This window comes from Accumulibacter sp., assembly GCF_023806635.1.
In the GTDB taxonomy this organism is placed as follows: domain Bacteria; phylum Pseudomonadota; class Gammaproteobacteria; order Burkholderiales; family Rhodocyclaceae; genus Accumulibacter.
The window spans coordinates 1-9,536 of sequence record NZ_JAMTDQ010000096.1 but is presented as its reverse complement, the minus strand read 5'-3'; the positions used below and the strand labels follow the sequence as shown (position 1 = coordinate 9,536).

The window sequence follows — 9,536 nt, the reverse complement described above, 5'->3', positions numbered from 1 at the left end:
ACTGGTGTCGCGATGGCTGCACGGATGAAACCATCAGCAGTTCTCATTTCGACCCCCATGGCCGGGAGTGGTGAGGTCCAGGACAATTGGATGGGGTGAGTCAGCTGGTGTCTGGGGCGTTGGGAGCGAGGCGCTGCTGCATGAAGCGCATGAGGTGATAAGTGCCTGAAAACGGGGTACAGCGCCGACCGATAGAATCTTCCGTAATACGCGAGCCAACCCCTCAGGATTGGATTGTGCAGTCGGGAAATGTCGGCTAGGCTCAGCTCCGTCCGATTTCGGTAGTTCAGTTTGCGTGTCGTTGCCCGCATCGCCGTCAACGCTTTGTTGCTGACCGCCGGGGTGAAGCCGGATCGGGCGCTGATCACAGCGGGCCTGGCCGTCGTAGCGAGAGGCATCCGAGCCGAGGCAGCGGTAGTAGAAGATCTTGCGTGCCGTGCTGCGGGTCGAGGTTCGATAGAGCGCATAGCCACACTGGCGGCAGTGTACGAGCCCCTGCAGCAGGCTGGGCTCGACGGTGCGCCGAGCCGCGTACTTCTTGTTCACCACCAGACGTTCCTCGGCGAGGGCAAACGTCTCCTCATGGATCAAGGCGGGCACAGCGATCTCGAGCCATTCCTCGCGCGGGCGCTCCAGGCTGGCGCTGTTGCGTACCGGCAATCGCCCGCGTTGCCGGGCCAGACGATTGACGCGCTGTCGTACTGCGATCTGGGTCTTGCCGAAGCAAGCCTGGCCCTGTACGCCGGATTGCGAAGCATCGCCCAGACGGTGGAGCGTTCCCAGCGGGTGCCTTCCTTTCGGGTCGGCACCTCCTGCTCGTTCAGCCAACGCGTGATCGCACCGATCGACAAGCAGTCAGCGGTATAAAGATCATAGACTTGGTGCACCACTGCGGCTTGTGCCGTAGACTTGCTCAAGCTTGGCGGCGAGCAGGCGGTCACAGACATAGTCCAGATACACGTCATGACCCTGCCGGCGCCGATCAACCATGTTGGCGTGCTTTGGCCAGATACGCCGATACCGCGCACCCAACAATCCGCCCATCGTCCGGCCGCTTTCTTGAGCATACGCGCGCAACTCCCCCACGACCTCGCCGGGGATCTTGATCGTGACGGGAATGGTCGGTTGGGCAACCGGCAGCGGCAGCGCGAGTTCCTGTGCCTCCTGCAGGTAGTGATAGGCCTGGCGACGCGACAACGCGAATGATTCGGTCAATACTTGCGCGGCCTCGCTGAGGCTGTGACCACGAACAAGCAGATCGAAGGCGCTGTTCACCCGTTGTGCCCTTTCGGAATCGGTGGCGCGCGACATGTAGGTTAACACCATAACACACTGTTTACCAGCATTATTTTCAGAAAAGATCGAGTTCCCCTCAGTCTTCATCGCCCAATCCCACCGATCCCTGTGCGCAAACCTCAGCCAGCCTCAGCCAACCACCGCCTTGCGCGGATTTGAAATGAGAACTGCTGGGAAAAGGCCTGATCAACAGCAGCCCCGTGCGAAACGAAGTAAAATCCCGCCTTCTCGTCCTGCCCCACCAAATCTCTCATGCCCACCTTCCAGGAAGTCATTCTGCGTCTCGAGGAGTTCTGGGACAAACAGGGCTGCGCACTGCTGCAGCCCTACGATATCGAAGTCGGTGCCGGCACCTTCCACACCGCCACCTTTCTCCGCGCCATTGGGCCCGAACCCTGGAACGCTGCCTATGTGCAGCCGTCGCGACGTCCGAAGGACGGACGCTACGGCGAGAACCCCAACCGCCTGCAGCACTACTACCAGTACCAGGTGGTGCTCAAGCCCTCGCCCGCCAACATCCAGGACCTCTACCTCGACTCGCTGCGTGCGCTTGGCATCGACACGGCGCAGCACGACATCCGTTTCGTCGAGGATGACTGGGAAAGCCCGACACTTGGCGCCTGGGGACTCGGCTGGGAGGTCTGGCTCGACGGCATGGAAGTCACCCAGTTCACCTATTTCCAGGAGGTCGGCTCGCTGCCCTGTCGGCCGGTGCTCGGCGAGATCACCTACGGCATCGAGCGCCTGGCGATGTACCTGCAGGGCGTGGAGAACGTCTTCGATCTGGTCTGGGCCGAGGGGCCTGGCTACCGCGTCACCTACGGCGACGTTTACCACCAGAACGAGGTTGAGCAATCGAAGTACAACTTCGAGCATGCCAACGTCGAGCTGCTGTTCCGCCACTTCGGCGAACACGAATCCGAGGCGCGTCGCCTGATCGCTGCCGGTCTCGCACTGCCGGGTTACGAAATGGTCATGAAGTGCTCGCACACCTTCAACCTGCTCGACGCGCGTGGCGCCATCTCGGTCACCGAACGGGCGGCGTACATCGGCCGCGTGCGCGCGCTGGCGCGGGAAGTCGCGCAGGCCTACCACGACTCGCGGCAGGCGCTCGGCTTTCCGATGTGCCGGGCCAGCGGTGGAGCGCAATGAAATGAACGAGACGATCCTGATCGAGCTGCGGACCGAGGAACTGCCGCCGAAGTCGCTCAAGCTGCTGTCGGAAGCCTTCGCCGATGCGGTCTTCTCAGCGCTGCGGGCGCAGGAGTTCACCACTGCCGCCAGTGTCTGCACACCCTACGCGACGCCGCGCCGGCTGGCGCTGACGATCAGCGAGGTCGCCGGACGCCAGCCCGACCGGTTGCTGGAGAAGAAGGGGCCAGCGGTAGCCGGCGCAATCGACGCCGCCGGACAGCCGACGCGCGCCCTCGAAGGCTTCATGCGCGCCGCCGGCGTCGGCTTCGCGCAACTGCACCGGACGAGCGATGCCAAGGGTGAGTACTTCGTTGCGCGGCGCGAACAGAAGGGCGAGGATCTGTCGGCGCACCTCGCCGCCATCGTTGCCCAGGCAGTGCGCAGGCTGCCGATCCCGAAGGTGATGCGCTGGGGTGATTCCGAGCACCAGTTCGTGCGGCCGGCGCACAGCCTGATCCTGCTGCACGGCGGCCAGATCGTCGCGGGAGAGGTCCTCGGGCTGGCCAGTGGACGGACGACGATGGGACACCGCTTCCTGTCCGCCGGCGAGGTCGTCATCGAGCGGGCGGATGACTACGCGGCGCGACTGGCCACCGCCAAGGTCATTGCTTCCTTCGGCGAGCGCCGGGCGCTGATCGCATCCCAGCTCGAAGCAGCGGCGAGCAGCCTTGCTGCCCGCATCAATCCGGCGACCGCGCTGCTCGACGAGGTGACGGCGCTGGTCGAATGGCCGGTCGTCTACGTCGGCGAGTTCGAGGCGGAATTCCTCGAGGTGCCGCAGGAGTGCCTGATCCTGACCATGCAGCAGAACCAGAAGTACTTCCCGCTGCTCGACGCCGCGGGCAGGCTGCTCAACCGCTTCCTGATCGTCGCCAACATGCAGGTTGACGATCCGGCGCACATCATCCGCGGCAACGAGCGGGTGGTCCGCCCGCGCCTGTCGGACGCGCGCTTCTTCTTCAACCAGGACCGCAAGGCCGGTTTCGCCAATCGCGTCATTCGACTGGGCGACGTCGTCTATCACAACCGGCTGGGTTCACTCGGTGACCGGGCGCAGCGCCTCGGCCGCGTCGCTCGGGCGATCGCCGAAAGGCTCGGCGCCGACGGCAGCCTCGCCGAGCGCGCGGCACTGTTCGCCAAGATCGACCTGCTCACCGACATGGTCGGCGAGTTTCCCGAACTGCAGGGAATCATGGGCCGTTACTACCTGCTCCACGAGGGCGGCCTGCCGGTAGTGGCCGACGCCATCGAGCAGCACTACCGGCCACGCTTCGCCGGCGACTCGCTGCCGCAGGGCAACATCGCCTGTGCCGCCGCACTGGCCGACAAGCTCGATGCCCTCGTCGGTTTCTTCGGCATCGGCCAGCTGCCGACCGGAGACAAAGACCCGTTCGGCCTGCGACGCGCCGCCCTCGGCGTCCTCCGCATCCTGATGGAAACGCCACTGCCACTCGACCTCGGCGAGCTGATCGCCGACGCCCGCGACGCGCTGCTGCTGCAGGGAGTGCGGCTCACGGCGGTGGACGAGAACCTGCTGGCGTTCCTCCTCGACCGCCTGCGCGGCATGCTCCGCGAAGCGGGACACCCGGTCGACGCCATCGAGGCGGTGCTGGCGCAACGGCCGACGCGCATCGATCTGGTTCCCGCCAGGCTGGCAGCGGTACGCGAGTTCCAGGCGATGCCCGAGGCGCAGGCACTGGCCGCCGCCAACAAGCGCATCGGCAACATCCTGAAGAAGGCGGATGAGGCACTGCCGGAACCCGATATCGCGCTGCTCGAGGAGGAAGCCGAAAAAGCCCTCTTCCAGCGCGTCGTCCTGATGGCGCCGCTGGTCCGCTCGCACGTCGCCAACGAGGACTACGCCGATGCCCTGAAGGTGCTCGCTGCGGTCCGCGGCGAGGTCGACCGCTTCTTCGACGAAGTGATGGTCAATGTCGATGAGCCGCTGTTGCGCGGCAACCGCCTCGGCCTCCTGAGAGCGCTCTACGAGGAGCTCAACGCGGTCGCCGACATCTCGAAGCTGGCCGTATGAAACTCGTCATCCTCGATCGCGACGGCGTCATCAACTTCGACTCGAAGCAGTTCATCAAGTCGCCGGCAGAGTGGCGTCCGATCCCGGGCAGCGTGGAAGCGATCGCCCGCCTCAATCAGGCCGGCTACCGGGTGGTGGTGGCGACCAACCAGTCGGGCGTCGGCCGCGGCCTGTTCGACATGGACACGCTGAACGCCATCCACGACAAGATGCACCGCGCGGTCGTGGCCGCCGGCGGGCGCATCGACGCGATCTACTATTGCCCGCACGCGGTCGACGCCGGCTGCCACTGCCGCAAGCCGGCGACCGGCATGTTCGAGCGCATCGCCGGCTGCTTCAACATCGACCTGCCGGGGACGCCGACGGTGGGCGATTCGCTGCGCGACCTGCAGGCAGCCGCCGCTGTCGGTGCGCTGCCGCTGCTCGTACTGACGGGCAAGGGAACGCAGACGCAGATCGACGGCGGCCTGCCGCAGGGTACCGTGGTCTTCGCCGATCTGGCGGCCGCCACCGACCACATCCTCCTCCTCTGATGGCCGCCTGGCGCACGGCCCTCTTCATGCTGCTGGTCGGCCTGTGGACGGTTCCGTTCGGGCTCCTGGTGACGCTCGCGATCGCCCTGCCGATGGTTGCCCGCTACCGCATCATCGCCTGCTGGCGCAAGGGCTTCATGGCGCTGTGCCGGGGTCTCCTCGGGCTGCGCTACCGCGTTCTCGGGCGCGAGAACCTGCCCGCAGCGCCTTCGGTGGTGATGGCCAAGCACCAGTCGGCCTGGGAGACCGTGGGATTGCAGGACATCCTGCCGCCGCTGGTGTTCGTCCTCAAGAAGGAGTTGTTGCGCGTCCCCTTCTTCGGCTGGGGACTGGCGGCGATGAAGATGATCTCGATCGATCGGGCGGCGGCCAAGGACGCTCTGAAGCAGGTCTTCGAGCAGGGCAAGGAGCGGCTCGCTGCCGGCTACTGGGTGGTGATCTTCCCCGAAGGCACGCGCGTCGAACCCGGCGAAACCGCGCGCTACAAGCCCGGCGGTGCCCACCTCGCGCTGCGCGGCGGCAGTCTGGTCGTGCCGGTGGCACACGATGCCGGCGAGTTCTGGCGCAAGAGCGTCTTCGCCGTCTCCCCAGGAACCATCACCGTCAGCATTGGGCCGCCGATCGACCCTGCCGGCAAGTCGGCGGCGCGCATCAACGCCCTCGCCGCCGCCTGGATCGAGGCCGAGATGCGCCGCATCTCGCCACACCGCTATCCGGCTGCGGCCGATGTCGTCGCCGCTTGAAAGGGCGGGCGCTGGCAGCCGGCAGCCGGCGGCCAGCGAGACTCATCGCACGATCGAGCTCGGCGAGCGGACGGTCGCCTACGTCCTGCGTCGCAGCCAACGACGGACCATCGGCCTGTCGATCGATCATCGTGGCCTGCGTGTCGGCGCCCCGCCACGTGCACCGCTGCACGAAGTGGAGTCGCTCCTCCTGCGGCATGGCGAATGGATCGGTCGCAAGCTCGACGAGTGGCGCGCGCGCCGGCCGGAACGGCTGCAAACGATCACCGACGGCCTGCAGCTGCCCTTCCTTGGGCAGACCCTGACGATCCGCCTGGCACTTGGCGGCAATCGCTGTCTGTGGAACCTGCACGCGGGCGGAGCGACGCTGACGCTGGGCCTGCGCACGCCTGCAGACGCGCAGCGGGTCCTCGAGAGGGCACTGCGCGAACGGGCACGCGAACTCTTCCGCGAAAGGCTGGCGCACTACGCGCGCGTGCTGGAAGTGCCGCAACCACGCCTGAGCCTCACCGCCGCGCGCACCCGTTGGGGAAGCTGCAGCGCCCGCAGCGGCGTTCGCCTGAACTGGCGACTGCTGCATTTCCCGCAGCCGGTCATCGACTATGTCGTCGTGCACGAACTGGCGCACCTGCGCGAGATGAACCACAGCCCGCGCTTCTGGGCGATCGTCTCTGGTGTCTGCCCCAACTGGCAAGCGTTGCGGGTGGAATTGCGGGTACTCGGCAGGACGCTTCCGGGTCTCGTGCAGAATAGATGCACGGACCACGCCACCTGCGGCGATGGGCCATGACGGTCGACGATGTCGATTCTCGCCGGCATGGACGTTCCTCGAATCATGGGAGGTAGCAATGAAGGAGCTGCAAACGGAAACCGACACGCCATACAATGCCTTTCCGGACGATCCGCTGATCCGCCGCCTGCGCAGCAGCATCCGCCATGCGGCACGCGTACTGGCGGTGCTGATGGTCCTGGTGATCTGGTGGGGCGTCGCCGACGTTGTCTACGTGCTCTACAGCCGGGTGAGCGTGCATCCCTATTTTCTGCTCGAGATCAGCGATATTCTCGCCACCTTTGGTGCCTTCATGGCCGTGCTGATCGCCATCGAAGTATTCGTCAACATCGTGAGCTACCTCCAGGAAGACGGGCTGCACCTCGACATCGTGCTGGCAACCGCCTACATGGCGGTTCTCCGCAAGATCGTCATCCTCGATTACAAGGAAGTCAGTCCGGACTACGTCTACGCCACTGCGGCACTCGCCCTGGCTTTGTCAGTGGGCTACTACCTGACCAAGTCGCTGCGCCGAAAGCAGGCAAGGCCGAATGGCGAGTGACTGCAGCCGCTGACAGCGGGTTGCGGACCATCCCCGCCGCAGCGGGGACGTCCACCATTGCACGAAGTGGAGTCGCTCCTCCTGCGGCATGGCGAGTGGATCGGCCGCAAGCTCGAATCCGGAAGATCAAGGCGCGGCGGTGGACGCCAGGCCCTGCGACAGTTCGGCCAGCGCTTGCGCCAGCGCCCACAGCTCCTCGTCAAGATGACCGGAGGCAAGTTCCGACGGGCTCCTGTCTTGCAGCTGAAGCTCGATCCGGCTGGCGGTCGATCGGATCGTGTCCGCGCCGAGCGTCGCCGCAGCTCCCTTGAGCGAATGTGCCAAGCGGCGCGCCTCGACGAAGCAACCGGTGCGGAGGTTCTCCCGGATCGCCACCGGATCGTGCATGTGGTACTGCACCAAACGCTTGAGCAGGTGCCGGTAGCGGGCACGCTTGCCGCGCACGTAGGTCAAGCCCGCGGCGATGTCGAGGCCCGCCATCGCCGGGAAATCCGTCCCATCCTCCGGAAGGGTCGCCTGCGGCGCCACGGCGTGGTCGGGCATCCTCGATGGCTGCGGCACGCCGGCCGGAACCGGCAACCATTGGCGCAGGGCAGTATAAAGGCGCTCCGGAACGACCGGCTTGCCCAAGTGATCGTTCATGCCAGCCTGCAGGCAACGCTGCCGATCCGACTCGAAGGCGTTGGCCGTCATGGCGAGGATCGGCGTTTCCTGGTAGCCCGCCAGGCGTCGTATCGCCCGCGTCGCTTCAATCCCGCCCATCACCGGCATCTGCATGTCCATCAGGATCAGGTCGTAGTGCCGTTCGAGAGCCATGCTCACTGCCACGCGGCCGTCGTCCGCCACGTCCACCTGCAACCCCGCAGCCGTCAGCACGTCGAGCATCACCTCCTGATTGAGGGCATTGTCCTCGACCAGCAGGAGCTTGCAACTCGCATAGAGCGAGAGGTCTGACGCCGAGCCATCCTCGGTGCCAGCTGTCGTGCCAGGTGTCGTGCCGTCCGTGGTGTCCGCGGGCAGGCCGGCGAGCAGTCCGTGCAACACCTCGACCAGATAATCTGCGTCGGCCGGCAGCGGCACAATGGCATCGAAGAAACCTGACTTCTCGTCGGGTTGGTCCGCAGGTACGTTGCCAACCCGAAACGCCCAGATCCGGTAGGGCCGCACCGCTTGGCCGGCAGGCCCCAAGAGAGGCGTGGCCGCTGCTGCGTCCAGCAGTTCATCGAGGAAGGTGCCGTACCCGACGCAGACAATGAAATCGTACGGCCGGCCGGCCCTGGCGGCTACGTCGATGCGCGTCAGCAATTGATGCACCGCATCCGCCTGCTGCACATGGATACCTTGCCGAGCGAGGATGTGGCGGATCTGGTCGACGGCCCCGACCTCGGCACTGATCAACATCGCGCGCCGGCCCTTGAGCTTCGCCCGGCTGACCAGGAATGGCTGAGGGACGGCTTCCGGCAGCGTCGTTTCGAACCAGAACGTGCTGCCGCGTCCGGGTTCGGTCTCGGCGCCGACTGCTCCGGCCATCAGGCCGGCGAGCTGGCGACAAATCGCCAGGCCCAGTCCACAGCCGCCATGCTTGCGTGTCGTCGAACCGTCCTCCTGTACGAAGGGCCGAAAGATGCGGTCTGCCTTGGCTGGATCGAAGCCGCAGCCGGTATCGCGCACGGCGAAGCGGATGCGATGCCCGGCCGCATCTTCCCCCACCCGGTGCACGGTCAGGGCAACCTCGCCCCGGTCGGTGAACTTCACGGCATTGCCGGCAAAGTTGACCAGGATTTGCCCGAGCCGCAAGGGATCGCCCAGCAGGCGCTCCGGAACCCCAGGGCCGATCTCCACCAGCCAGGCAACGCCCTTGTCACGCAAGCGTTCTTCAACCTGGCTCGAAACCGTGTCGAGCACGCTCGCCAGCATGAACGGCGTCCTCTCGATTTCGATCTTGCCCGCCTCGATCTTGGCGAGGTCGAGGATGCTGCTGATGAGGGCCAGCAAATGCTGCGAGGACGACACGATCCGCTGCAGCCGCCGGCGCTGGCCAGGCTCACGAATGTCGTTGAGCATCAGCAGCGACGACGCGACGACCGCGTTCAATGGCGTGCGAATCTCATGGCTCATGTTGGCGAGAAACTCGCTCTTGGCCTGCGCCGCCTTCTCGGCCGTCGCCAGGGCATCGGCCAGTCGCCTTGCCATCGCGACGCTTTCGCTGACATCACGATTCGACGCACGGCGGCCCTGGAACTGGCCATTGTCGTCGAACACGGGCTGGCAGACATGCTCCAGCCAGCGCCAGTTGCCCTCGGGATCCCGGATGCGGAATGTCATCTCATGCCAACCGGCGTCGGACGACCCGCTGTTACGTCCCGCCCTATTCAAGCCTCTCCGTCCCGAGCTATTCCGGGGTGAG

At 65.7% G+C, this 9,536-nt stretch carries 10 protein-coding genes and 1 pseudogene; 6 read left to right on the top strand and 5 right to left on the bottom strand.

What is annotated here, in order from left to right; all coding sequences use genetic code 11:
* The 4 genes and pseudogenes from NFW30_RS16895 to NFW30_RS16880 form a co-directional block, all read right to left on the bottom strand.
* Positions 1–311: group II intron maturase-specific domain-containing protein (locus tag NFW30_RS16895; protein WP_295372369.1), on the bottom strand; the 311-nt coding region annotated here is incomplete at its 3' end.
* Positions 312–408: 97 nt separating this feature from the next.
* Positions 409–546, bottom strand: a pseudogene (locus NFW30_RS16890) (recombinase zinc beta ribbon domain-containing protein); the annotation flags it as partial.
* Positions 547–587: 41 nt separating this feature from the next.
* Positions 588–947 carry a recombinase family protein gene (locus tag NFW30_RS16885; protein WP_295357280.1) on the bottom strand — a complete coding sequence of 120 codons (360 nt, stop codon included), beginning with the start codon at positions 945–947 and terminating at the stop codon, positions 588–590.
* Positions 871–1,383 carry a hypothetical protein gene (locus tag NFW30_RS16880; protein ID WP_295357278.1) on the bottom strand — a complete coding sequence of 171 codons (513 nt, stop codon included), beginning with the start codon at positions 1,381–1,383 and terminating at the stop codon, positions 871–873. The genes NFW30_RS16885 and NFW30_RS16880 overlap by 77 nt, the downstream gene beginning before the upstream one ends.
* Positions 1,384–1,548: 165 nt before the next feature.
* Here NFW30_RS16880 and glyQ point away from each other — a divergent pair, with 165 nt between their 5' ends.
* From glyQ to NFW30_RS16850, 6 genes are read left to right on the top strand one after another with little or no spacing between them, the layout of a single operon-like run.
* Positions 1,549–2,448 carry a glycine--tRNA ligase subunit alpha gene (gene glyQ / locus NFW30_RS16875; RefSeq protein WP_295357275.1) on the top strand — a complete coding sequence of 300 codons (900 nt, stop codon included), beginning with the start codon at positions 1,549–1,551 and terminating at the stop codon, positions 2,446–2,448.
* Between the two features lies 1 nt (position 2,449).
* Positions 2,450–4,522, top strand: coding sequence for a glycine--tRNA ligase subunit beta (glyS, locus tag NFW30_RS16870; protein ID WP_295357272.1), 2,073 nt, complete (start codon positions 2,450–2,452; stop codon positions 4,520–4,522).
* Entirely contained in the window at positions 4,519–5,055 is a 537-nt protein-coding gene (gmhB, locus tag NFW30_RS16865) for a D-glycero-beta-D-manno-heptose 1,7-bisphosphate 7-phosphatase (protein ID WP_295357269.1), read from the top strand. The genes glyS and gmhB overlap by 4 nt, the downstream gene beginning before the upstream one ends.
* Positions 5,055–5,798 (top strand): lysophospholipid acyltransferase family protein, encoded by a 744-nt coding sequence (locus NFW30_RS16860; RefSeq protein WP_295357266.1) that lies wholly within the window; start codon positions 5,055–5,057, stop codon positions 5,796–5,798. The genes gmhB and NFW30_RS16860 overlap by 1 nt, the downstream gene beginning before the upstream one ends.
* Positions 5,782–6,588, top strand: a complete 807-nt coding sequence (locus NFW30_RS16855; RefSeq protein WP_295357263.1) for a SprT family zinc-dependent metalloprotease — start codon at positions 5,782–5,784, stop codon at positions 6,586–6,588. Before NFW30_RS16860 ends, NFW30_RS16855 begins: the two co-directional genes overlap by 17 nt.
* A 58-nt stretch (positions 6,589–6,646) precedes the next feature.
* The gene (locus NFW30_RS16850; protein WP_295357260.1) at positions 6,647–7,129 is read left to right on the top strand and encodes a phosphate-starvation-inducible PsiE family protein; all 483 of its coding nucleotides are present in this window, start codon (positions 6,647–6,649) and stop codon (positions 7,127–7,129) included.
* Between the two features lie 126 nt (positions 7,130–7,255).
* On the opposite strand, the gene NFW30_RS16845 is transcribed toward NFW30_RS16850, so the two are convergent.
* Positions 7,256–9,454: a response regulator gene (locus tag NFW30_RS16845; RefSeq protein ID WP_295357257.1), complete on the bottom strand. Its 2,199-nt coding sequence runs from the start codon at positions 9,452–9,454 to the stop codon at positions 7,256–7,258.
* Positions 9,455–9,536 lie beyond the last annotated feature (82 nt).

Bases quoted from the DNA above. Each gene is read 5' to 3' on its own strand.
- NFW30_RS16885 (WP_295357280.1), bottom strand. From the start codon at position 947: ATGTCTGTGACCGCCTGCTCGCCGCCAAGCTTGAGCAAGTCTACGGCA.
- NFW30_RS16880 (WP_295357278.1), bottom strand. From the start codon at position 1,383: ATGAAGACTGAGGGGAACTCGATCTTTTCTGAAAATAATGCTGGTAAA.
- glyQ (WP_295357275.1), top strand. From the start codon at position 1,549: ATGCCCACCTTCCAGGAAGTCATTCTGCGTCTCGAGGAGTTCTGGGAC.
- glyS (WP_295357272.1), top strand. From the start codon at position 2,450: ATGAACGAGACGATCCTGATCGAGCTGCGGACCGAGGAACTGCCGCCG.
- gmhB (WP_295357269.1), top strand. From the start codon at position 4,519: ATGAAACTCGTCATCCTCGATCGCGACGGCGTCATCAACTTCGACTCG.
- NFW30_RS16860 (WP_295357266.1), top strand. From the start codon at position 5,055: ATGGCCGCCTGGCGCACGGCCCTCTTCATGCTGCTGGTCGGCCTGTGG.
- NFW30_RS16855 (WP_295357263.1), top strand. From the start codon at position 5,782: ATGTCGTCGCCGCTTGAAAGGGCGGGCGCTGGCAGCCGGCAGCCGGCG.
- NFW30_RS16850 (WP_295357260.1), top strand. From the start codon at position 6,647: ATGAAGGAGCTGCAAACGGAAACCGACACGCCATACAATGCCTTTCCG.
- NFW30_RS16845 (WP_295357257.1), bottom strand. From the start codon at position 9,454: ATGACATTCCGCATCCGGGATCCCGAGGGCAACTGGCGCTGGCTGGAG.